24 protein-coding genes, 1 tRNA gene and 1 pseudogene are annotated in these 20,996 nt (G+C 58.1%); 7 read left to right on the top strand and 19 right to left on the bottom strand.

Annotation, left to right across the window (positions count from 1 at the left end):
- Positions 1 to 22 precede the first annotated feature (22 nt).
- From AB4O09_RS10120 to AB4O09_RS10105, 4 genes are all read right to left on the bottom strand, one after another.
- On the bottom strand, positions 23 to 637 hold the full coding sequence (locus AB4O09_RS10120; RefSeq protein WP_460108145.1) for an alpha/beta fold hydrolase: 615 nt from the start codon (positions 635 to 637) through the stop codon (positions 23 to 25).
- A gap of 81 nt (positions 638 to 718) precedes the next feature.
- Complete coding sequence (locus AB4O09_RS10115) at positions 719 to 1,534, bottom strand: suppressor of fused domain protein (RefSeq protein WP_013693966.1); 816 nt, start codon at positions 1,532 to 1,534, stop codon at positions 719 to 721.
- The gene (locus AB4O09_RS10110; RefSeq protein WP_003204126.1) at positions 1,531 to 2,628 is read right to left on the bottom strand and encodes a sterol desaturase family protein; all 1,098 of its coding nucleotides are present in this window, start codon (positions 2,626 to 2,628) and stop codon (positions 1,531 to 1,533) included. Before AB4O09_RS10110 ends, AB4O09_RS10115 begins: the two co-directional genes overlap by 4 nt.
- A 99-nt stretch (positions 2,629 to 2,727) precedes the next feature.
- Positions 2,728 to 3,216, bottom strand: coding sequence for a GNAT family N-acetyltransferase (locus tag AB4O09_RS10105; RefSeq protein ID WP_039013625.1), 489 nt, complete (start codon positions 3,214 to 3,216; stop codon positions 2,728 to 2,730).
- 101 nt (positions 3,217 to 3,317) lie between these two features.
- Between AB4O09_RS10105 and AB4O09_RS10100 the strand changes: the two are divergent.
- Positions 3,318 to 3,488, top strand: a pseudogene (locus tag AB4O09_RS10100) (nucleotidyltransferase family protein); the annotation flags it as partial.
- Positions 3,489 to 3,521: 33 nt separating this feature from the next.
- Here the strand turns inward: AB4O09_RS10100 and dapF are convergent.
- From dapF to AB4O09_RS10075, 5 genes are all read right to left on the bottom strand, one after another.
- Complete coding sequence (dapF, locus tag AB4O09_RS10095) at positions 3,522 to 4,325, bottom strand: diaminopimelate epimerase (protein ID WP_039013627.1); 804 nt, start codon at positions 4,323 to 4,325, stop codon at positions 3,522 to 3,524.
- Between the two features lie 137 nt (positions 4,326 to 4,462).
- Positions 4,463 to 4,681, bottom strand: coding sequence for a VOC family protein (locus AB4O09_RS10090; protein ID WP_460108141.1), 219 nt, complete (start codon positions 4,679 to 4,681; stop codon positions 4,463 to 4,465).
- 58 nt (positions 4,682 to 4,739) lie between these two features.
- Entirely contained in the window at positions 4,740 to 5,303 is a 564-nt protein-coding gene (locus AB4O09_RS10085; protein WP_039013629.1) for a GNAT family N-acetyltransferase, read from the bottom strand.
- Positions 5,304 to 5,352: 49 nt separating this feature from the next.
- A complete protein-coding gene (locus tag AB4O09_RS10080; RefSeq protein ID WP_003204136.1) occupies positions 5,353 to 5,937 on the bottom strand; it encodes a hypothetical protein in 585 nt (194 codons plus the stop codon).
- A 183-nt stretch (positions 5,938 to 6,120) separates the two neighbouring features.
- Positions 6,121 to 7,092, bottom strand: a complete 972-nt coding sequence (locus tag AB4O09_RS10075) for a type II toxin-antitoxin system HigB family toxin (RefSeq protein WP_460076981.1) — start codon at positions 7,090 to 7,092, stop codon at positions 6,121 to 6,123.
- A gap of 156 nt (positions 7,093 to 7,248) precedes the next feature.
- Between AB4O09_RS10075 and AB4O09_RS10070 the strand changes: the two genes are divergently transcribed.
- Complete coding sequence (locus AB4O09_RS10070) at positions 7,249 to 7,599, top strand: DUF7079 family protein (RefSeq protein ID WP_003204141.1); 351 nt, start codon at positions 7,249 to 7,251, stop codon at positions 7,597 to 7,599.
- Positions 7,600 to 7,750: 151 nt separating this feature from the next.
- Positions 7,751 to 8,269 (top strand): BRCT domain-containing protein, encoded by a 519-nt coding sequence (locus tag AB4O09_RS10065; RefSeq protein WP_223524635.1) that lies wholly within the window; start codon positions 7,751 to 7,753, stop codon positions 8,267 to 8,269.
- 185 nt (positions 8,270 to 8,454) lie between these two features.
- Here the strand turns inward: AB4O09_RS10065 and AB4O09_RS10060 are convergent, their stop codons facing one another.
- The 5 genes from AB4O09_RS10060 to AB4O09_RS10040 all read right to left on the bottom strand — a co-directional run bounded on the left by AB4O09_RS10060 (position 8,455) and on the right by AB4O09_RS10040 (position 12,821).
- Positions 8,455 to 8,742, bottom strand: coding sequence for a type II toxin-antitoxin system Phd/YefM family antitoxin (locus AB4O09_RS10060; protein ID WP_033063725.1), 288 nt, complete (start codon positions 8,740 to 8,742; stop codon positions 8,455 to 8,457).
- Between the two features lie 160 nt (positions 8,743 to 8,902).
- Entirely contained in the window at positions 8,903 to 9,859 is a 957-nt protein-coding gene (locus AB4O09_RS10055; protein ID WP_039013632.1) for a 2-hydroxyacid dehydrogenase, read from the bottom strand.
- A 32-nt stretch (positions 9,860 to 9,891) separates the two neighbouring features.
- Positions 9,892 to 10,650 carry an SDR family oxidoreductase gene (locus AB4O09_RS10050; RefSeq protein WP_003204148.1) on the bottom strand — a complete coding sequence of 253 codons (759 nt, stop codon included), beginning with the start codon at positions 10,648 to 10,650 and terminating at the stop codon, positions 9,892 to 9,894.
- Positions 10,651 to 10,671: 21 nt separating this feature from the next.
- Complete coding sequence (locus AB4O09_RS10045; RefSeq protein ID WP_013693976.1) at positions 10,672 to 11,370, bottom strand: fumarylacetoacetate hydrolase family protein; 699 nt, start codon at positions 11,368 to 11,370, stop codon at positions 10,672 to 10,674.
- Between the two features lie 101 nt (positions 11,371 to 11,471).
- Positions 11,472 to 12,821 carry an MFS transporter gene (locus AB4O09_RS10040; protein ID WP_003204153.1) on the bottom strand — a complete coding sequence of 450 codons (1,350 nt, stop codon included), beginning with the start codon at positions 12,819 to 12,821 and terminating at the stop codon, positions 11,472 to 11,474.
- 565 nt (positions 12,822 to 13,386) lie between these two features.
- Between AB4O09_RS10040 and AB4O09_RS10035 the strand changes: the two genes are divergently transcribed.
- Positions 13,387 to 14,319 carry a helix-turn-helix transcriptional regulator gene (locus AB4O09_RS10035; RefSeq protein ID WP_027911477.1) on the top strand — a complete coding sequence of 311 codons (933 nt, stop codon included), beginning with the start codon at positions 13,387 to 13,389 and terminating at the stop codon, positions 14,317 to 14,319.
- Positions 14,320 to 14,340: 21 nt separating this feature from the next.
- Here AB4O09_RS10035 and AB4O09_RS10030 read toward each other — a convergent pair whose 3' ends face one another.
- The 4 genes from AB4O09_RS10030 to AB4O09_RS10015 form a co-directional block, all read right to left on the bottom strand.
- Positions 14,341 to 14,568 (bottom strand): integrase, encoded by a 228-nt coding sequence (locus tag AB4O09_RS10030; protein ID WP_003204158.1) that lies wholly within the window; start codon positions 14,566 to 14,568, stop codon positions 14,341 to 14,343.
- 140 nt (positions 14,569 to 14,708) lie between these two features.
- Positions 14,709 to 15,191 (bottom strand): nuclear transport factor 2 family protein, encoded by a 483-nt coding sequence (locus AB4O09_RS10025; RefSeq protein WP_003204160.1) that lies wholly within the window; start codon positions 15,189 to 15,191, stop codon positions 14,709 to 14,711.
- A 260-nt stretch (positions 15,192 to 15,451) separates the two neighbouring features.
- Complete coding sequence (locus tag AB4O09_RS10020) at positions 15,452 to 16,654, bottom strand: MFS transporter (RefSeq protein WP_028237413.1); 1,203 nt, start codon at positions 16,652 to 16,654, stop codon at positions 15,452 to 15,454.
- A gap of 216 nt (positions 16,655 to 16,870) precedes the next feature.
- Positions 16,871 to 16,960 (bottom strand) — tRNA-Ser (locus AB4O09_RS10015).
- Positions 16,961 to 17,268: 308 nt separating this feature from the next.
- Between AB4O09_RS10015 and AB4O09_RS10010 the strand changes: the two genes are divergently transcribed.
- The 3 genes from AB4O09_RS10010 (at position 17,269) to AB4O09_RS10000 (ending at position 20,124) form a co-directional block, all read left to right on the top strand.
- Positions 17,269 to 17,958, top strand: a complete 690-nt coding sequence (locus AB4O09_RS10010; protein WP_003204163.1) for a crotonase/enoyl-CoA hydratase family protein — start codon at positions 17,269 to 17,271, stop codon at positions 17,956 to 17,958.
- Positions 17,959 to 18,295: 337 nt separating this feature from the next.
- Positions 18,296 to 19,018 carry a 1-acylglycerol-3-phosphate O-acyltransferase gene (locus AB4O09_RS10005; RefSeq protein WP_003204165.1) on the top strand — a complete coding sequence of 241 codons (723 nt, stop codon included), beginning with the start codon at positions 18,296 to 18,298 and terminating at the stop codon, positions 19,016 to 19,018.
- Between the two features lie 134 nt (positions 19,019 to 19,152).
- Positions 19,153 to 20,124, top strand: a complete 972-nt coding sequence (locus tag AB4O09_RS10000) for a magnesium and cobalt transport protein CorA (protein WP_003204167.1) — start codon at positions 19,153 to 19,155, stop codon at positions 20,122 to 20,124.
- 113 nt (positions 20,125 to 20,237) lie between these two features.
- Here AB4O09_RS10000 and AB4O09_RS09995 read toward each other — a convergent pair whose 3' ends face one another.
- Positions 20,238 to 20,972 carry an amidotransferase gene (locus AB4O09_RS09995; protein WP_003204170.1) on the bottom strand — a complete coding sequence of 245 codons (735 nt, stop codon included), beginning with the start codon at positions 20,970 to 20,972 and terminating at the stop codon, positions 20,238 to 20,240.
- Between the last annotated feature and the right edge of the window lie 24 nt (positions 20,973 to 20,996).

The raw sequence follows: 20,996 nt of genomic DNA, 5'->3' as shown, positions 1-20,996 counted from the left end.
ACTTTGATAACAAGTGCTCCGCTTACTCGCTCGCCAGATGTCTCTCGATCAGCCTCGCCGCCTCATCTGCGTGAGTGAAGCCCAGGCTGTGATCGGCGCCAGGAAAAACGTGCAGTTCAGCGCGGGACAACAGCTGGGCAAGGTACTGGCCAACACGAACGGGGCTGATCGGATCAGCGTCGCCCCAGAGCAGCAGGACCGGCATGCGCAACTCGATCAAGCGAGACGTGAGGTCGGTGCGGTCGTCGAGAAACCAACTCGGCAGTGTCGAGTTGGCCGCCGCAAAATCCGGGCGCCAGTCGTGTGCGCCCAGCGCCAACATGTCCACCCCGCCCGAGGTGACGGTCAGCACGAGGTGGGTGATCAGCTCAGGGCGTTCAAGTGCTGCGAGCACAGCGACGATACCGCCCATGGATTGCGCCACCAGCGCTGTGGGTCGGTCGATTTCGGCCTGCACACGCGCCACCAGGTCACTCATGCCGGTCACGTCAGGCACGGGCGGCGTGTCTCCAAAACCGGGCCAGCCGATGTGTACTTGCTGCGCCGGGTGGGCCAAGCGTTCAGCGACCGGATGCCAGAACTGGGTGTTGCCCGAGGCGCCGGGCAGGAAGATGAGTTTGGCGGGGGATGCGGCCACGGGTTCGTCCTTGAAGATGGGATTGAAAGAGTCAGCAGGAGGCCAAAGGGATACCGCCAGGTTCGATGACCGGCTCCAGCATCACACCACACTCGCCCGATGCAAGCTGCTCATATGCCCAACACCCGCCGCCTTCAAACGACTCACCAGATCCTCCCGCGCCGCTCGCCCTCCCGAACGCACGTACTCCAGCTCCGCCGCCGTAATCAATACCACCGGCACCAATCTGACCGGGGACAAGGGCATGTCATCCAGTTGGGTAGGAAAATCCGGCTCCGGGGCGCCGAGTAGAACGCCGGTGGAGTCGTCATCGGTCACGAAGAGCTTGGGCAGTTGATCGCCCATGTGGTGCGATTGGCTGAGCCCTGGCAGTTCAAGGGATAGCGTCCCGTATTGGTCGAGTTGGTGGGTGATGCCGCCAGCGTCGGCCACCGTTTTGGCGACGTGCTCCAGCAGCTCGAAAGCCCAACTGCGCTTGAAAGGATCGACCTCCCCCACAGGACCATAGGCGTGCTCGGGGATATCCGCGGTTTCGACGAACAATTCCATCTCGAAGCCGTTGCCCATTCCTTCCGTATCATCGAATGGATCGGACAGGCCTTCAGTGGCGAGAATGATCGTGTCGCCACGACGAACCACGCGGTAGGCCTGGCGGGTCGAAGGCCAGTAAGGGCCGCCGGAAAAGGTCGGGCTGATCAGGTAGGCAAGGACATCCCGCTCGACCGTGCCAACAGCGCTCCAATGACGATCCAGGCACGCTGCGCCGGCTTCCCGGACGGCCAGATTGGCGGCTTCAGCCTCGGTCAGGTCGCCAAGCTCGTGGGATTGCGGCGCGGGCTGGTCGTCTTGGGTTTCAGGGGCTTTCGATGAACCGAAGAGCTTCTTGAAGAAATTCATGGGCGTTCCTTGCTGGATTTTCGCTCAACCTCGCCCGCGTCAGCACTCGCTGATCCGATGGCAGGCGTTGGGCGCATTGTGGCGTGTTGGCGTTGATATGAAAACGCGGGCAGGCACTTGCGGGCAGTTTCAACGAAAGGCGTGACAATCAGGCTATACACCGTCAAGTAACGCTGGTGGTCCTGTTCTCCGGTGCCGAAACGCAAGTGCTCAGGCTGCGTGCTGGTGACATAGAGCGTGCCGAACATCCAGTCCCACAGCGACAGGTTGACGCCGAAATTGCGGTTGAAATGACGCGGTGCATCGCTGTGGTGGATCTGGTGCTGGGCCGGACTGTTCAGCACATGTTCCAGCACCGGACCAAAGGACAGCCAGACATGGGTGTGACGCAGGTTGGCCGCCAGGCTATTGAAAATGAACACCAGGTACGTCACGCCGAACAACGTGTAGCGGCTGATCTCACCACCACTGGCATACCAGAAGCCACCCGCGAAAAGACCCAGGCAGGCGGTGATGCCGAGCTTCTCGACGATTTTCTCCACAAAATGCATCCGACTCGCGGTGGCCGGCACCAGCACGGGCGCCGAGTGATGCACCTTGTGAAACGCCCAGAGCCAGCGCGAATGAAACGCCCGGTGTGCCCAGTAGTGGACGAAATCCTTCACCAGGAACACCCCCAGCCCATAAAGCAACGCGAGCGAAAAATTCTCACCGAGGCGCGGACGCGCGCCCCAGAGGTTGCTGAAAAAAGCCAGGTAATCCCCGGAGCGCAGGATGTACGGATCGACCAGATGAACAATGGGCAACACCAAGGCAATCTTGAGAATCGCCCGGACGAAGTAGTAGCGATAGTCCAGCAACGCCGAACGATGCAGGTACACCCCACGACCACCGATGAATTGCCAGAACGAACGAGCGTCAGTCAGGCGGCGGTGTTTTCTGAAACGGAACAGGCCATAGGCGACACCGTAGGAAGCGCAGAGAAACAGGACTCCGAACCGACCGTTCAAGTTGAAGATGTCGAGGAACTGCTGGGTGATGGGGGCGATCACCCATGCGCTCAGGTGTTGATAGACAAGGGAAAACGCATCCACGAAATACCGGCCTCTGTCGAAGATGCGGTATTGTAAATCAGTCGCGTTGGGATGGGCTTGGGTTTTCAGGCATTTCTGGCGGTAGCCGCTCAAAAGGATCTAGGGGCGGCCCGTTCTACCGCGACGCATATGGATGAGTGCGGTTCTACGACTGTCTGGAGAAACTCGCTCTTCAACAGCGAAGGGCAAAAAGCCCAGCTTTGGATAAAGCAGCAAGCCTGCCGTGTTTTCATTGAAACACGATACCTGCACCTCAGTGGCGTCATAACGGTCGAACGCCAGGGCCGTCATCGTTTCCACAAGAAAGGTTGCAACGCCTTTACCTCGTGCCTCTTGGGCAACGATGACATTGCCGATACAGCAAACCCCACCTTTTTCAGCCCGATAGAAGTTAGCAAAACCAACGACACGGTTCCCAGCCTCGATGACCGTCGAATCGAATCGTTGAGCGATGGCGTCAGACAGCTGAGCCTCAGTCAGGGGGTATTGGGCTTTCGGGAACATATAGAACAGTTCCCGAGCGTCCTGCGCAAAGCTGCAGAGGGTCTTGATGTCATCAGCCTTCACTGGCCGACTTTGCAATATCATTGGGCGTCCTTGAGATCTATGCGCTTGGTGCCTTGGCTCACCTGATTTTGCTCAAACATCTGTCGGGGCGCCAGGACCGGACCGATTCCAAAAGGATGAATATGACATTGACGGTCGAACGCTTGGTCAGGATGGCAATGACCAATCCAATCAACGCGCAGATCACCTCGCGCTTACCTTCACTCGGGTTGAATCAATGCATGCTCACGGCTGGCTGCCTGTTCCAAGCCGTCTGGAATCATCAGTCGCAACGGCCACCGGCTTGGGGCGTAAATCCCTGCTCCAGGATAGAAACGCCTACCAACTCAAGCTTGACTCATCGTCCCCGAAAAACTCGCCTCCACCGGCCCGATAAGAAAGACCGCCCCCACGCCATCCCATTGAACCGTCACGCTTCCACCATCACATTCAACCTCGACGGTGCTGTCCAACAAACCACGACGAATTCCATTAACAACCGCGCCACACGAGCAAGAACCTGAACCCAGTGCAATCCCTGCACCGCGCTCCCAGATGCGCAACCGAATATGCGTGCGATCAATGATCTGGACAAAATGAACGTTGGTCCTGAGTGGGAATAGCGCGTGGGTTTCGATGGCCGGGCCGATGGTCGCGATATCAACGGTTGCCAAATCTCCCACAAAGTAAGTGCAGTGCGGATTACCCATGCTGCACGCGGCTGGACTGCCGGCAAGTGGCAACACAGCGGTGTCCAGTGCTTGCGCCAAGGGGATGTCCGACCAGCCGAAAAGTGGCACACCCATGTCGACGGAAATGTCGCCGGTTGAGGTACGCTCGCACGTGAGCAGACCACGGTTGGTGCGCAGCGCTACCGAAGCAACATTTGCTTCGCGCATCAGCATATCCGCCGCTCCCCGTGTTGCGCTGCCGCAAACGTCCAGCGCGGAGCCATCCGCGTTCCAGAACATCACGCGCGCATCGGCATCGTCGCAATCGAGCAACACCGCGAGTTGGTTGAAGCCCACGCCCAAGTTCCGATCCCCCATTCGCTGGGCCATGGCACTCGTCACCGGGTTGGCCGAATTTCGCGAATCGACAATAACGAAGTCATCGCCATTGGCATGCATCTTTTGAAAGTTCAGCGGCATGCAAACGCCCTGCTGGAGATGGAAATGGAATTACCGTCGGGGTCCTTGGCGTTGGCGAAAGAGTAACCGTCCGCCCTGTGCGTAGCGCCAAACTTCAGGCCTTGGGCCAGGCACTTTGCCTTGAAACCCTCGACATCCTAGAGATCAAAGACAAGCTTTACGGTAACTTGCCCTGTTTTAACGGCCTTCCCTGCCGGGTGAACCATCAGGATCGCGCCACCGTTTGCAGGGCTCAATTCGGTGACGCGGTCATCGGTTTTTCTTTCACTGGTAAAACTGAAATGACGCTCATAAAAATCGCAGGTCGCTTGAACGTCCCGGACATACAGCATGATTCGATTGAGTGACGGTTGCATGTGTTCTTCCTTGATCAATGTCGACGATGAAACTCATGATGACGAAGCTTGATTCCGTTCAATGCGCTCCAGGTTTGGCCTTCCTTTCAAGCCACGCGTCACGCGTCATCTCCCAGACCTCCTTGAGCAACACCCCACAGACAAAATCCCCTTCCTGCGTCCCGATCAGGCGCATGCCTTCGCGCTCCGAAATCCTGCGCGAAGCAAGGTTGCCCACTGCCTTGGGCACTTGCATGACAGGGCGCCCCAGCGCTTCAAACCAATAGGCATTGATCACTTCACAAGCCTCGCGCATGTAGCCCTTTCCCTGCCATTGCGGCGCCAGCCAGAAACCACGGTTGTTGCCGGGCTGGTCGTAGAGGCTGATGCTGCCGATGCTCTGTGTCGGCTCTTCGGCAATACGGATCATCCAGTGCCACTCGCGTCCGGCTGCAATAGCGGGGAGCGCATGGTCGCGCACGTACGTCAGCGCGCCGTCATCCGGGTAAGGCCAGGGCACGCGGCTGTCCAGGTAACGGACCACTTCCCAATGGGGAAATAGCTGTTGGATCGCCGGTGCATCCGTCAGTTCAAGGGGGGTGAGGATGAGACGGCGGGTTTGGAACGTGGGGATGGGGCTCATGATGAAACTCCTTTTTCAACGTTATGGCGTCCTTGGAAAACCCTCCACGCTAAAAGTTATCCGTCGCCCTGCACAGTTTGCTGTCCTCCAAGGATAAAGGGGGAAGCTCGGTCGTTTTCACGGACAGTTGCTTGAGGGTCACCGTGCACTTGTATCGCCCCGCGGCGTCCAGCTGGTAGTCCGCCCCTGCTTTAGGGACAAAGCGGAACATGTTGTAGCATTGAGCACCGATGTAATGAAACGCGATGGGCTGCCCGGCAGGCACCAGCAGCTCAGTCATTACCGTGGAAGATGAGTGTTTGTCGTCATCCGGCATGCCCAGGCTTTCGCCGTTGCGATTGGCGTAGCCATCGCGGAACGCCACCATGACGCCCGCGCCCGGCAGGCGGAAGTCCACACAATCGGACTTGGGTACGGCCCTGACCATGCCATCGCTGATCACCCGCAAGCGCGCGGTCTCGCCACCGTCAGGCGTTGAATAAGGGGTGGAGAAAGAGCGGACATCCGACAGCGCTCCACAGCCGGTGAGCAGGGTCAGGACGCTGATGCTCAAGGCATACTGCAGCACGCGGGACGACTTTTTGCGCGGGCAGAAGTTGATTCGGGAGTTGAGAGGGCGTGGCGATTGGCTCACGATGATGCTCCATGCGGGTCAGATATCCATGGCCAACGACGGTCGAGAGGAACGCGATGCCAGCGCGAGATTTTATAGAGGGTTCGGGGATTGGCTGCAATGGCCGATGTATCGGGCCGCGTATCATCCTGAGCTCCCGTGGATCGACAACCAACCCGGCCCCCTGATCAGCAGATGATTGCCCTACCCCTTGTCCGGCTCTTTGGCCGTCTTTCTGCGACCCTTCGAAGTCACTACTTTGTATTCACCGGCACCGGCCTCTTCCACTGAATATGCGATCAAAGAATCCTCGTGCAAAAGGTAATGAGCTGAAGTTTTACTGACGGAAAGAGGGACAGTTTCGATATGAGCCGCCACCTTTGCTGAAGTCGCGGTCAAGAAAGCACTCGGCTCCATCGCAAACCGCTCCGCCAGCGCATACGCCATCTTGTGGCTGATAGGCCTATCGCCATTGAGCACTTTGGACACCGCCGTTTTATCACCGATCTCAGGGAGGTCTGAACCGGTGAGCCCGCGCGTCTCCATCAGATCCTTGATCAATTGCACAGGCGTGCAGGTCGCCTCAAAAGCGGCATGGGACTCGCGAAACTGTTCGCAGTTGCGCTGGTAGGCCAGGATTTCGTCCTCGAGCTCAACGAGAATTTTCTCCTCAGTCTTGCTCAGTTCGCGCCCGTCGGTGAGCGCATCGAGCAGGTCGGTCGCACGCTCATAGTCGGCAGGGGTCTTGATGCCATGCACAAACTCACCGCGCAGGCGATCCAGTAACGCATGTAGCTCGCCAAGCGTTGCGATCACGGTTTGAAAGTCGTTCCGGGCTGCGCTCATCGTCTTACCCCTTTGTTTCTTGCATACCAGACGTTGGCAACGGTCGTAATCGGCATGCGTGTAGATGTGTTTGACGTAGATCTTCTGCCGGGTGTAGTTGACGCCACCTATCACCCTGAGATTATTGGCGCCTACGTCGATCACCACCCAGTTCATTGCGGCTCTGGGCTTGAACAAGTCGACACCGTGCGTACCGAAAAGCTTTTGCAGGTCCGCGAACGCTTTGGGGCGCGCCATCCTCAAAATGCGCAGGCATCGATCAAGCCCGGCCTTGTCGTTCGGGTACAAAATCGCAGCGTCGTCAAAACGTGATGGCGTGAGTATATCCATGGGCTTCCTTGTCTTTGAGCCGATGGCACTCTGGTTGTGTTTTTTAACAACAACGATTTATTGGCAGCAGAGGGACTCATACGGTGGCAAGCAGGCGATTTAGCCGGCAGCATTGGGCCAAATGGGCTTATCACCTACACATCCCGAGACAAAAACATGAACCCTGTCGACTCGAACCGCCTGAAAACCTGGCAGGCCCTTTCCTCGTTCTTCCTGGATACCGAGATCGACGACCTGACCTACAACTACATCGCTCGCGTAGTCCTTGAAACCAATTATTCGCCAAAGGAAATCCACAGCATCCTGTGGAATGAAGTGTTCCCGGTGCTCGAAGCGAACCTCAGGTCCGTGGCGGGTGAATGGGCGGGATGGACGGATGAGTGGCTGCTGGAGCACATCAGTGCAAGTGATGAGCTGGAGCCCAGGAAAGGCCGCGGCAGCATTGCCAAGGAGATTGCCAGGTGTTGGAGCCAGGTCGCGACGCGGCTCCCACCCGGATACGCTTGATACAACTGCATTGCCTCGTGACGAAGTAATGGTGGTAGATTTCGACGGCATACGTTGAGGATCAAATGTTTCCCAACCGTAACGAATACCGGAAGGATTCCGGGTAGATGCAGGTTTGGCCGGTAATGTGAAAATCACAGGGAGTGACGCAGTGACGATTATCAAGTTCAGCTACAAAGATGCGAGGGGTAATTTGAGTGTCCGAGAACTGATCCAATGGTCAGAGAACTCACTCTACATTCAGGGTCGATCCACTGGCGACTCATTCCCAAAAACCTTCCGAAAGGATCGAATTGTTGAGATATTGTCGGGCGCGGAGCTATTACTGAACGACGCCGCCCCTCCCGCTCCAAGGCTTTCGCCAAAACCAAAACCGTCTGCTTTGGCAGCACAGGAGGCCGCCTCCAATTGTCCCCGTCCCAAGTCGCCGCCAGGGGGGATAAATCAAATTCTTTTCACCGGTTTTGCTGCTGCGCATCGGGCAGACCTTGAACAGAAGGCGCAGGATTTTGGGTTAAGGGTGATGAGTACTCCAGGCAAGACTCTGACGTTTCTTTGCTATGGCGATAACGCCGGCCCGACTAAGGTTGCAAAGGCACTAGCGGCTGGTGCTTTCATCTTCGATGCGGAACAGTTTTTGAACCTGATCACTACGGGCGAGATGCCTTGAGACATCCGATGCAGCGTCGATCGAGCGGTTTGACATAGCGACGGAATATCCATCATCCAAGGCAACGGTATGCGGGGCTGGCTAACATGTCTTACTGACCCCGACGTCAAAAGCGATGGTGTCCACCTAATTTAAAGTGGAAATCACTTCTAGCCTGGCTCCATCGGTACTGCCCCACCATGTAATCAATGCCCATCGGCGATATCAGCCTCTGCCTCGCCAATGAGCTCGTCAAGAGACACCCAAAGAGGCGTCTGGTTGGCCTCGATCCGTGCCTCTACCACCTGTGCCAGCTCCAGTTCATCCAGGCGCTCAACCATGGCCTCATAGACACTTGCCGGGACCATATAGCCCAAGACGCGATTATGGTTCAACACCGCTACTGGCGCGCCGTTAGCACCGCTCAGGACGGATGACGGATTTTTTTTGAGTTCGGATAGGCTGACGGCCAAATCAGCCAAAACGAGTTGCATGGAGGCGGCTCCTTCAAAATAGGTCGTTATTTTGGTCTTTATTAACTGCACGGGCAAAGCACAGACCAGCACATAACCTGAGACCTTACCTCCACTTCCGCTTCAACACAGCAAGTTCATAAATTTGACCGTCTCGCGACCTCCTTAAAGCTCCACACCTTCACCCCGTCACACACCCCTGCGGCACCTTCCCAGCAAAACTATCCACCAGACTCGCCACCACCATCTCCCCCATCCGCGTGCGGGTCTGCAACGTCGCGCTCGCGCGGTGGGGTTGCAGCACCACCTGCTCATTGCCAAACAATGCCTCGGGCACATGCGGCTCATCGACAAACACATCCAGCGCCACACCGGCGATTTCACCAGCGGTCAGCGCCGCCACCAGGTCGGCCTCGTTGACCAGTTTGCCCCGGGCCACATTGATCAGATACCCGCCCTGGCCCAAGGCGCGCAGCACCTCGGCGTCGATGATGGCTTCAGCCTTGTCGGCGGCGGCCGCGAGGATCAGGGCGTCGCTGTCGCGGGCCAGTTGCTTGAGGTCGGCGACGAAGGTGTGGTTCACGTCACTCATGGGCTGCAAGTCGGTGTAGCTGATCGAGCACCCGAACGCGGCGGCGCGGGTTGCCACGGCGCGACCGACCCGGCCCATGCCGACGATGCCGATGCGCATGCCGGACACCTGACGGGCCAATGGCAGCGGGGCCAGTGGCGTCGGGCTGTGGGGCCATTGGCCGGAGCGCACATAGCGATCACCGGTGCACAGCCCACGGCACACGGCAATCAATAAGCCGATCGCCAGGTCGGCGACATCTTCGGTCAGCGCGCCGATGGTGGCCGTCACGCGGATTCCGCGATCCCTGGCGTAGGCCAGGTCCACGGCATCGGTACCTACGCCGTTGACCGCCACTACTTCCAGCTTGGGCAGTTGGGCCATGAGCGCCTGACTGATGCCGGTATGCCCGCCAGTAATGACACCGCGAATATTGGCCCCGTGTTCTTGCAGATAGGCTTGTTTGTCGGCCTGTTCGAAATAGCGCCGCACCGTGAACAGCTCGTTAAGCCGGGCGTTGATTTCAGGGATCAGGATCGGGCTGAGTTGCAAGACTTCTGGCTTCATGTAGACCTCGTAACAGAATAAAAAAGACTGGCTCAACCGCGACCGGCAAACGGCATGGCCGTGGCCATGACGGTCATGTTCAGGACGTTGGCCGATAACGGCAGGCCGGCGATGTAGCGCACCGCGTCGGCGACGTGCTTGACGTCCACCATCGGCTCCACCGCGATGCTGCCGTTGGCCTGGCGTACGCCCTTGGTCATGCGCACGGACATCTCAGTGAGGGCGTTGCCGATGTCGATCTGGCTGCAGGCGATGTTGTATTCACGTCCGTCCAGGGCCAGGGATTTGGTCAGCCCCAGCACCGCGTGTTTGCTGGCGGTGTAGGCGCTGCTGAACGGTCGTGGGGTGTGGGCCGAGATCGATCCGTTGTTGATGATCCGTCCGCCCTGGGGCTGCTGCCGGCGCATCAGGCCGAAGGCACCGCGGGCACAAAGGAAAACGCCGTTGAGGTTGGTGTCGATCACGTTTCGCCACTGCTCGAACGTCAGCTCATCCAGCGGCACGGCGGGCGCGTTGACCCCGGCGTTGTTGAACACCACGTCCAGGCGTCCGTAGACCTCGGCGATGGTTGCAAACAGCCCATCGACACTGACCGGGTCGCGCACATCAGTGGACACCGCCAAGGCTTCGCGACCCTGGCTGGCCGCCAACTCGGCCAATGCCTGCAAGGGCTCTGGCCGGCGGCCGGCCAACACCAGTGTGTAGCCGTCTTCCATCAGGCCCAGGGCCACCGCACGGCCAATCCCGCTGCCGGCGCCAGTCACCAAAGCCACTTTCAATGTGTTGGACATGTGGGTTCTCCTTTCTCGAATTCAGTAAGACAAACGCGGACCGACGCGCATTTCCAATTCGCCAATACCGTCGATGCCAGCCGTGATGACATCACCCGGCTGCAACACATCGACGCCTGACGGACTGCCGGTCATGATCAGGTCGCCGGCCCGCAACGCCACCGATTGGGAGATGCGGGCGATCACTTCACTGACCGACCAGATCTGGCTGTCGAGGCTGTCGCGCTGGCGCTCCTGGCCGTTCACGTTCAACCACAACTCGCCATCGGGGTGCCCCTCCCGGGAGACCGGCACGATGGCGGTCATTGGCGCGGCGCCGTCGAACACCTTGGCGCCCTCCCATGGCAAACCGTTGCGCTTGGCCATGCGCTGGACATCACGCCGGGTCAGATCCAGACCCGCCGCGTAGCCCCATACATAAGCCAACGCCTGGCTCTCAGGGATGTTGGCGCCGCCCTCACCGATGGCCACGACCAATTCGATTTCGTGGGCGAACTCCTCGGTCACCGATGGAAACGTCACCTCACCGGCCGCTTCCACCACGCAGCTGGCAGGCTTCATGAAAAACACCGGTGGCACTCGGGATTCACCCTGGGTATCAGGCCAGGGATAGTTGCGGCCAACGCAAAAGACCCGGCCGACGGGAAAACGCTGCGGGGTGCCGACAACCGGCAAGGTCACTGGCAGGTCCGGGGTAAAGACATACTCGGGCATGTTCATCCTGATAAAAGTCCTGTTGGAAGCGTCAGCGTACGGCGGCAATCCCTGGCGAAGTTGGAGGAATGCCGCCTCGTGTTGGAGAAAAACGGTTTTTTCCGGGCTCAGCGCGCCTTCAGTTCAATGCGATACAAACGGCCAAGCAGCAACGAATAGGACAAGGTGCCGATCAGCGCCACGCCACCGATGAACCAGAAAGCCAAGGCGAATGAGCCGGTCTTTTGGACGATCGCGCCAATCACTATGGGGGTGACAATCCCGCCAATGTTGGCCGCCAGGCTGGTGATCCCGCCGGTCAGTCCGATCAGTTCCTTGGGCGCCACTTCCGACACCGCCGCCCACGAGGACGAAGCAATGCCCTGGGCAAAGAAGGCAACCGTCAGCACGGCGATGCAGATCACGTTCGAGTCGGTGAAATTCACCAGGACGATGGACATGCCCAGCATCGACCCGACCACCAACGGCAACTTGCGGGCAAAGGACAGCGAGTAGCCGCGACGGATCAGCAGGTCGGACACGATCCCGGCGAGCAGGATGCCCACCGTCGCGCCCACGAACGGCAGCACGGCGAAGATCCCGGCCTTGATCATGGTCAGCTGACGCTCTTCGATCAGGTACGTGGGGAACCAGGTGAGAAAGAAGTACAGCGCCGACGTGCTGGCGAACTTGCCGATGCAAATCGCCCAGACCTGCCGATAGCTGAACAGCTCGGCGATCTGCCGCCAGTTGAAGCGGGTGCGCTCCTGACTGCTCTTGACCAGCCCTCCCCCAGCTTCGATGTACTTGAGTTCTTCCTTGCTGACTTTCTTGCAGTTCATCGGGTCGCGATACAAGAACAGCCAGGCCACACCGAAGACGATGCCGAGTGCGCCAGTGCTGTAGAACACATGGCGCCAGTCATAGGTGGTCGCCAGCCAGAGCAGCGCACCGGTAAACAGCGCCGTGCCCAAGTACTGGCCGCAGACGTAAATGCTGCTGGCCAGGCCCCGTTCACGCGCCGGGAACCACACCGTGACCGCCCGGCTGTTGGCCGGAAACGCCGGCGCTTCCATTGCGCCGACGGCCAGGCGCAGACCGAACAGCGAAGCGAAGCCCGTGGCCAAGCCCTGGCACACGGTGACGGTCGACCAACTGATCAGCGACACCCCGTAGGTGAACCGGGAACCGAAGCGATCGGCGATGAAGCCGGCGGGCACCAGTGCAATCGCGTAGGTCCAGGCAAACGCGGAAAAAATCAGGCCCATCTCGATCTTGTCCAGGCCCAGGTCCTTGGCGAGGAACGGCGCGGCAATCGAGATATTCACCCGGTCGATGTAGTTGATGATCGTCGCGATCAGCAGCAGCGACAGCATGAACCAGCGCCGCCGTGACGGCAGGCGTTCTGGTACTGCGGCGTCCCGGGCGCCGGCAACCACCGGTGCTGCGGCGGTCTGGGAGGTGTGGGAATTCGACATGAGTGGACCTCGTTATTGTTAGAAGCGTCGAAATGTTTACGAGCAGCCGAAATCAATGCCCTCGATGCCGGGGCAGAACAATCGCTACAGGAATGAGAGGTGCGAACAGCCGATGTCAGGTGTTCGAAGAGACCTTGCAACAGGATCTGTTGCAGGAGCGGTCGGGAGGGTCAGCGAGAAGCAGGAACAGGTTCATGATGTGCGCACCTTTTGATTGTTTTTGGATGGAGGGTCGGGTTGCGTGGCTCAACAGTGGTCGTACAACAAATCAAAATCAACTGAGCTGTTAGATCATTTTTCCCGTTTAAAACCGCGTCCAAGGAACCTGTCCAAAAAAATAAGATTGGTGATTTTTTTCATATTCTTTTTAAGTTCCAGTTAACTATTTGTTTTTAAAACATAAATTAACAAAGCAGAATTTATCATTCTTGGACAAGCGCCCTACATTTTCGAGAGACAGAAAATTCACGCCAACGGCCTCGTCATCGTATGACTTCTTGAAAGTCATCCAGATACACCGTCACAATCGTCATCACCGCCATGCACCGCAAAGGATTCCCTGGAGATGTCATCACCGAGCCGAGTCCCTACCTATGTCATGCAGCAACGCAGCGAATTGACGGATTTCTACATTCGCGACAAAAAGGGCCGGCGCGCCGAAACCAGCCCGCATCGCCACGAGTATTTCCAGATCCAGATCAACCTCGGCGGCGACACCGTGCAACACATTGGCAACGTCGAACGTCCATTTCCGCGCAACACCCTGGCCTTCATCCTGCCCCACCGCGTGCACGTGATTCCGCACCCGGCCGAGAGCAACTTCATGGTGATCAATTTTTCCCAGACGTTCCTGCTGCCGCATCTGCAGTGCGACCCGATGGACCTGGAAGAGGTCTCGATTCTGCTGGCGCCGGAACTGTCGCCGTTCCGTTTCCAGGAACATTTGGACTTCATTCTGGGGGATGAGGATTTCGCCAAAGCCTGCGCGCTGATCGAGCAGATGCGTGGCCTGGACCAGAACCGTCAGTTCGGCACCCGCGAGATGCTCAAGGGCTTGTTGCTGCAACTGATCGGCAGCGTCTGCGCCTTGTACGCCGAGCCGCTCAAGCGCCTGGCCGAAGAGAACGCCGCCGAAGTCAGCCGACGCGATGCGCTGGGCCGGATGTCCGAGTACCTGCGCAAGAACATCGCCGACCCCGACCTCAACCTGATCAAGGTGGCCGCGGCGACTTACCTGTCACCGACCTACCTGACCCACTGGCTGCGCAAGGAAATTGGCAAGACCTTTACCGAGCTGGTGCTCGAACGTCGGATGCATGCGGCGCGCAATTACTTGCTCAACGGAACACGGCCAGTGGGCGAAGTGGCGAGGTTGTGCGGGTTTGCCGACGAGGCCTATTTTTCCAGGCGTTTTCGCCAGATACACGGACAGCCGCCGGGGCAGTTCAGGCGGCAGCAGTTGAACCCGGACAGTCCGCAGTTGCCGTTGAATACATAAGCCGACAATCGCGGATATGGGTCACCGCAAGATCAACACCGCGGCCACCGCAATCACGGCCACCACGCCAAAGACCATCCGCGCGATCCAGGGCGCGGTGAGCCAGACGCCGGTCACCCCGGCAATCTGCCCCACGTTCTTTTCGGTCAGGCGGAAACTCGGCTCCCGAAAAGGATTGCCGCAATGTGGGCAGGCGTAGGCCTTGTCGGAAATTCTGGAAGCGCATTCAGGGCAATCGATCAGACTCATGTGCGACCTCAGGGAGAGACGAACTTGGGGTACTGACAGAGACCACGCATCTCCAGTTTTTGTTCTGAATCGAGTAAACCTTTTGCAGAGCACACTACGCAAAAGCGAACTGCTTCACAGCCAACAAGATAGTCCAGCCACTACTGTGGGGGTTCTACGCGCCGGATAAGATCGTTCAGCACGTAAGTGTCCAGAAAGGCTGTGACTTCAATGATCTGACCATTCTTGAAGGTCATGTGCCACAGGTAGGTGTTGTTGTAGGGTTTGTGATCAAGCGCCATGGCTGTTCCGTTCCACAGAACAACCACGACATCATTCTGAGCAACGATGCTCTGCACCGTGGGGACAATCGGTGTTGCCAGTCGCGCGGTAATCGGCCGCACGACTTGGGCCAGCTCAGCCTTGCTGTTATAGACACCGGAAACAGGACTCGTCCCGGCCACGGTCCATTTCGCATTGGGCGCCAGCAGATCGAACACCGTGCCTTTGCCCTGCTGCCAGTGAGTGAACGCCTGGCGGACCAGCGTCGCATTCGCGTGCTGGGTGTTTTCCGAAGCCCAGACGTTGTTCGTAAAAAATATAAAAGACAGTGCAAGCGCCTGGACGCGCCAAGCGAAATTCATCCATCTGGTCATGATGTTCTCTCACAGCAATGCAGTTGATAAGACGCTCTTCCAGGAGAACCTTAACGGCATGTGCCCAGAAACCTTTGCCCGATACTGCTGTGAGGTTGCCTGATGCTATTCAGTGGCGAGGTTCCACGAGCAGCCGTTAATCAAGCAATTTGCCGTGCCTTTCTGCCTTCAGTCTTCGCGACCTTCTTGCACCTGTGCTCAAACTCCCACCCCCAACGGGAAGCTATCGCACGCCAGGGGAGAATTTTTCATTCCGAGAGAGAGGCTGGTTTCCAGAATCGCCCGGCCAGCCAGCGACTGACACTCAAGGTCCAGGCAAACAGAGCGATCAATCCGACACTAAGCAGCATCCCATTCACGCCCGTGCTGCTGATGAGCTTGCCGGCGATAAAGGGAAACCCGAATACGCCAATGAAGTAGGACAGGCTGAAAAGCAGCAGTGCTTGTGCGGTCAGTCCAGGTGGCGCCTCGTTGGCAGCCAAGCCATTAATGACGGAATAGTTGAGACCATAACCGACCCCAAGCAAGGCGGCGGTCAACCCATAACTCAGACTGTCATGGACCCACACACTGAACCCCGTCACGGCGACCAGCATCAGCGTGGTCAGCAGGCAAGAAGTCGCGAAAGGGTCACGGCTGACCACCCACCCGGCAATCAACAACCGACAAGCGATAGCCGCCCCCATGAAACCGACGAAAAACAGGGAGTAGTCAAGCCCCTGACTGGCTGCATAACTGGTCTGGAAACTGCCCAGGCCACCGAAGATCGCGCCCCCCAGCCCTACCATCAAAATGGACAACGCTGAACGTGAGCGCAGCACATCCGTCGCCGATCTCAGCCCCATCCGAGCCTTATCGCCAGACCGGCGCTCCACTTCGGCAAAGCCCGTTCTCAGCCACCAGAAATACAGCCCACCCAGCGATGCCGCGGCAGCGGCAAAGAAGAAAGCTGTCTGGATGGGTAACCCAACGGAGCTGGCCAACTTGCCTGACAGAGGGCCACTACCGATCCCCGTCAACATGCTGCCCGACAAAAGCGCGAAGCAATGAGTCCGCCTGGCTGGCTCGACCATCGCTGCGACCATGATGGGCCCAACCGTGTAAAACAATCCCCACCCGATCCCCAGCATCAAACCGCAGGCCAACAAACCGATGCCAAGACCCGATAGCAGCGCAAACCCCATGGATGCAATGACCAGAAATACAGCGCCAAGGGCCATGCACAGTGCAGCGCCTACGCGCTGCATCAAATGCCCCGAGGCGACCACCGCGACCAGGGTACTCGTCATGGCAACGGCAAAGACTTGCCCTGCATCGCGCTCAGTTCCCCCCAGGGAGGAGACCAGCAGCGAGACCAGGAAAGTGGCGCCATAAGAAATGGACAGAAGGAAACTGGCTACGCAAAACAGGCCGAAGCGATTGGAGGGCCTGCCGTTGGAGAGCGATGGCATCGGTGTTTTTCCACGCGTTGAACAGGCCGTTTTGTAGCACGGCTACATGGGGGGATAGTCATTTGGGTGGCGGAGTCAAGGTTAGGAAATCCACACCTTTTGCGCTGCCGGCGTATCATCTGGGGGCCATTGCCCCTATCGTCATTTTTTCAGACGGCAGAAACCACAAAACCCCTGGTTTTCTTGGAAAACCAGGGGTTTTGTGTGTATCGAATTTGGCGGTGAAGGAGAGATTCGAACTCTCGATACAGTTTCCTGTATACACACTTTCCAGGCGTGCTCCTTAAGCCACTCGGACACTTCACCGTATCTCGGCAAACTGTTCAGTCTGTCGAGGCGCGCTAATGTAGTCGAAAGCTTTTCCGATGGCAAAGGTTTTTTTCAGAATTTTCATGCGGTTAAGCTTGGTCGAGCATTTCAAACGCGCTTGGGCATGGCAAACCGGCCAATCTTCGGGGCTATGCAGACGCTGCTCTATAGATGAAGGCGAAGCAGGATGGGCGGGCCAGGCTGTTTGCAGGGCCTGGGGCTGACCGGTGAGTCAGTCACGGCGCTTTACCTGACCTGCGGCGGTGAGTAACGTCTGCGTCACTTCTCTTACAAGGAATAGCGTCATGAGCGACTTGATTGCCTACCATCTCGAAGACGGTATCGCGACCCTGACCTTGAACAACGGCAAGGTCAATGCCATCTCGCCAGATGTGATTGCCGCGTTCAACGCTGCGCTGGACCAGGCGACGGCGGATCGGGCGGTGGTGATCATTACCGGGCAACCGGGGATTTTGTCGGGTGGTTATGATCTGAAGGTGATGACCGCCGGCCCCAAGGAAGCGGTGAGCCTGGTCACGGCCGGCTCGACCCTGGCCCGCCGCCTGTTGTCGCACCCCTTCCCTGTCGTTGTCGCTTGCCCGGGGCATGCGGTGGCCAAGGGTGCGTTCCTGCTGCTCTCGGCGGACTATCGCATTGGTGTGGAAGGGCCGTTCAGCATCGGCCTGAACGAAGTGCAGATCGGCATGACCATGCACCACGCTGGTATCGAGCTGGCCCGTGATCGCCTGCGCAAGTCGGCGTTCCATCGCTCGGTAATCAATGCCGAGATGTTTAACCCACAGGGCGCTGTGGATGCCGGCTTCCTCGACAAGGTGGTGTCGGCCGAAGAACTGCAGGGCACGGCCCTGGAAGCGGCGCGTCAGTTGAAGAAGATCAACATGACAGCCCACAAGAACACCAAGCTGAAAGTGCGTAAGGCTCTGCTGGATACGCTGGACAGTGCGATTCTGCTGGATCAGGAGCACTTGGGCTGACGCTGTAGGAGCTGTCGAGCGGAGCGAGGCTGCGATCTGTTGATCTTTCGCTCCGGACTCAATGGGTAATGGAAAGATCGCAGCCTCGCTCCGCTCGTCAGCGCCTACGAGCCCAGCGAGAGCAAACTCCCTCACCACCGGTGCAGCCATCCCCTAGAGCCAGGCTTTTTTCCTACGCGCGTCGTTTAAAAGTCCGCAACCGCTCTGGGCCGCTTCTGTTACGACGCGTGGAAACATGCGCTTAAACATCGTCCATCTCCTACCTCTATAGCGGCAATTGCCGAAAACAGTGCACATCCGTACACTGCGCCACCTTTTGTCCCGATGGGGCCTGTAGATGCTGTTTGTATTGCGTATGTTGTTGATGGGCCTGCATTTTGTATTGGCTGGCGTGCTCGGGGTGATTCTGGGGCTGTGCCGGCCGTTCAACCCGGACAACAGCCGTTTATGCGCAAGGTTGTACGCGTTGCCGGCGATGTGCATTTTGCGCCTGCGGGTCCGCACGCAAGTCGACTCGCTGGTGAATAAGCCCAACGGCTGCGTCATCATCGCCAACCACCAATCCAACTACGACCTGTTCATGTTTGGCAACGTGGTGCCGCGCCGTACCGTGTGCATCGGCAAGAAGAGCCTGAAATGGGTGCCGCTGTTCGGGCAATTGTTCTGGCTGGCGGGCAACGTGTTGATCGACCGCGGCAACGCGATCAAGGCCCGAAAGTCGATGCTGACCACCACCCATACCTTGCAGCACGAGGACACCTCTATCTGGGTTTTCCCGGAAGGCACGCGCAATTTGGGCGAGGATCTGCTGCCGTTCAAGAAAGGCGCCTTCCAGATGGCAATAGCCGCCGGAGTGCCGATTGTTCCGGTGTGCGTCAGCAGCTACATCAAGCACATGCGCCTCAATCGCTGGCGCAGCGGTGACATCCTCATACGTTCATTGCCGGCGATTCCTACGGCCGGATTGAGTATGGATGACATGCCCCAGCTCATTGCCCAATGCCGTGAACAGATGCGCGAGTGCATCGCGACAATGGACCGGCAGTTGCAAGCCGCCTGAATGGAAACCCGCCCCCTCGGCGGGTTTTCTTTTGCCGCCGAACTCCGCAGATTTTGCTGACTCTCAAGCTACAGGGCGCGTTAAGCTAAACGCTGCCTGCCACTGCCATTTCCAATAAGAAGTGAACCACCATTATGGGTAGAGTCGTTGCTGCTGCGGTCTACAGCGCCGGTAAGAAAGTCACCAATATCACCCTCGACGAAGGCAGCGCCTGGGCTGCCAAACCTGGTCATTTTGTATGGATTGGTCTCGAAGAGCCGAGCGCCGTGGAGCTGACCAACCTGCAGCGGCAGTTCAACCTGCACGAATTGGCGATCGAAGACGCCATGGAGAAACACAGCCGGCCCAAGTTGGAGACCTTTGGCGATGCGCTGTTTATCGTCACGTATTCGCCGATACGCAAGGACGGCAAGCTGCTGTTCATCGAAACCCATATCTTTGCCGGCAAGGGCTACATCATCACGGCTCGCAACGGCCACTCAGCGTCCTACGCCCATGTCCGGCAGCGCTGTGAGGCACGTCCGCTTTTGCTGAAACACGGGGAAGATTTCGTCCTCTACGCCATCCTTGATTTCGTGATTGAAAACTACCAGCCCATGGGTGAGGCCATTCACGCCGAAATCGATGAGCTGGAACACAATGTCATGTGCAGCTCCCTGAACGAACGGGACATCCAGAACCTGCACAGCTTGCGCCGCGACGTATTGCGCCTGCGCCGTTACGCGGCGCCAATGGTGGAGATCAGTGAAGAGTTGCAGAAACTCGACTTCCCCTTTATCGACAAGAACATGAGCCCGTATTTTCGCGACGTGCAGATTCATGTCACGCGGCAAATGGAAGACCTGACCACCCTGGCCGACATCGCCAGCCAGACCATCGAAGTCGGCGTGCTGCTCGAAGCGTCGCGTCAGAGCGTGGTGCAGCGCAAGTTCGCGGCTTGGGCGGCGATCCTGGCGTTTCCCACGGCCGTGGCCGGGATCTATGGGATGAACTTCCAGGACATGCCGGAGTTGAGTTGGCAATACGGCTATTTCGCGGTGCTGGGGGTTATTGCGGTGGGCTGCTCATCACTGTGGTGGAGCTTCAAGCGATCGGGGTGGTTGTAGGCGAACAGTGGAATTTGTGTGGGATTCATCGTCGGAGGCACATTCAATATCACTGCAAGCTGATCCACCGCGATCGCGAGCAAGCTCGCTCCCACATTAGAGAGTGGTGATCTTTAGCCTTGGGTGGCTTCGGCCTGCGGCTTGTGAGCGACGAAACGCATCATCCACTCCGCCACCGTGGTGCCATGGTGCTCGTGGGCAAGGCTCGCCACGCCCTGGCTATAGATCTGCTCGCCGAGGTGTTGCTGGCGAATCTCCAGCAAGGCCCGGGAATAATCATGGATGAATTCCGGGTGACCCTGGAAGCACAGCACCTGGTCGTTGATGTGGTAGGCGGCAAACGGGCAGAAATCGCTGGAGGCGATGACCGTCGCGCTTTCGGGCAGTTCGGTGACCTGGTCCTGATGGCTGATCAGCAACGTCAGCTCTTCCATCACCGGGCTCATCCAAGGCGCCTTGGCGGCGAGTTTGTAGCGATGGGTGCCGACGCCCCAGCCTTGGGTGGCGCGTTCGGTCTTGCCGCCCAGCAACAACGCCAGCAGCTGATGACCAAAGCACACACCAAGCAATTTATCGCCGCGCTGGTAGCGCTCCAGCAGGTAGGTCTTGAGGGTTTGAATCCAAGGGTCGGTACCGAAGGAGTCAGCCTTGCTGCCGGTCACCAGATAAGCGTCGAACTGCTCGTCATCGCTGGGGTAATGCCCCTCCATCACGTTGTACACGACGAATTCGGCCGCAATGGGCTGCTGCGAAAACAGGCGCTGGAACATCTGCCCGTAACCCTGATATTGGTCGACCAGTTCCGGACGCAGGATATCGGTTTCCAGAATGCAGATGCGTAGCGACATAAAAAATACCTGACACGATGATGG

Source organism: Pseudomonas sp. H1_F01 (genome assembly GCF_054681425.1).
This window is presented reverse-complemented; position numbering and strand designations above follow the sequence as displayed.

Coding starts and splice junctions, on each gene's coding strand:
- AB4O09_RS10115 (WP_013693966.1), bottom strand. CDS start 1,534: ATGAATTTCTTCAAGAAGCTCTTCGGTTCATCGAAAGCCCCTGAAACC.
- AB4O09_RS10105 (WP_039013625.1), bottom strand. CDS start 3,216: ATGATATTGCAAAGTCGGCCAGTGAAGGCTGATGACATCAAGACCCTC.
- dapF (WP_039013627.1), bottom strand. CDS start 4,325: ATGCCGCTGAACTTTCAAAAGATGCATGCCAATGGCGATGACTTCGTT.
- AB4O09_RS10090 (WP_460108141.1), bottom strand. CDS start 4,681: ATGCAACCGTCACTCAATCGAATCATGCTGTATGTCCGGGACGTTCAA.
- AB4O09_RS10085 (WP_039013629.1), bottom strand. CDS start 5,303: ATGAGCCCCATCCCCACGTTCCAAACCCGCCGTCTCATCCTCACCCCC.
- AB4O09_RS10075 (WP_460076981.1), bottom strand. CDS start 7,092: ATGGATATACTCACGCCATCACGTTTTGACGACGCTGCGATTTTGTAC.
- AB4O09_RS10070 (WP_003204141.1), top strand. CDS start 7,249: ATGAACCCTGTCGACTCGAACCGCCTGAAAACCTGGCAGGCCCTTTCC.
- AB4O09_RS10060 (WP_033063725.1), bottom strand. CDS start 8,742: ATGCAACTCGTTTTGGCTGATTTGGCCGTCAGCCTATCCGAACTCAAA.
- AB4O09_RS10055 (WP_039013632.1), bottom strand. CDS start 9,859: ATGAAGCCAGAAGTCTTGCAACTCAGCCCGATCCTGATCCCTGAAATC.
- AB4O09_RS10050 (WP_003204148.1), bottom strand. CDS start 10,650: ATGTCCAACACATTGAAAGTGGCTTTGGTGACTGGCGCCGGCAGCGGG.
- AB4O09_RS10045 (WP_013693976.1), bottom strand. CDS start 11,370: ATGAACATGCCCGAGTATGTCTTTACCCCGGACCTGCCAGTGACCTTG.
- AB4O09_RS10040 (WP_003204153.1), bottom strand. CDS start 12,821: ATGTCGAATTCCCACACCTCCCAGACCGCCGCAGCACCGGTGGTTGCC.
- AB4O09_RS10035 (WP_027911477.1), top strand. CDS start 13,387: ATGTCATCACCGAGCCGAGTCCCTACCTATGTCATGCAGCAACGCAGC.
- AB4O09_RS10030 (WP_003204158.1), bottom strand. CDS start 14,568: ATGAGTCTGATCGATTGCCCTGAATGCGCTTCCAGAATTTCCGACAAG.
- AB4O09_RS10025 (WP_003204160.1), bottom strand. CDS start 15,191: ATGAATTTCGCTTGGCGCGTCCAGGCGCTTGCACTGTCTTTTATATTT.
- AB4O09_RS10020 (WP_028237413.1), bottom strand. CDS start 16,654: ATGCCATCGCTCTCCAACGGCAGGCCCTCCAATCGCTTCGGCCTGTTT.
- AB4O09_RS10010 (WP_003204163.1), top strand. CDS start 17,269: ATGAGCGACTTGATTGCCTACCATCTCGAAGACGGTATCGCGACCCTG.
- AB4O09_RS10005 (WP_003204165.1), top strand. CDS start 18,296: ATGCTGTTTGTATTGCGTATGTTGTTGATGGGCCTGCATTTTGTATTG.
- AB4O09_RS10000 (WP_003204167.1), top strand. CDS start 19,153: ATGGGTAGAGTCGTTGCTGCTGCGGTCTACAGCGCCGGTAAGAAAGTC.
- AB4O09_RS09995 (WP_003204170.1), bottom strand. CDS start 20,972: ATGTCGCTACGCATCTGCATTCTGGAAACCGATATCCTGCGTCCGGAA.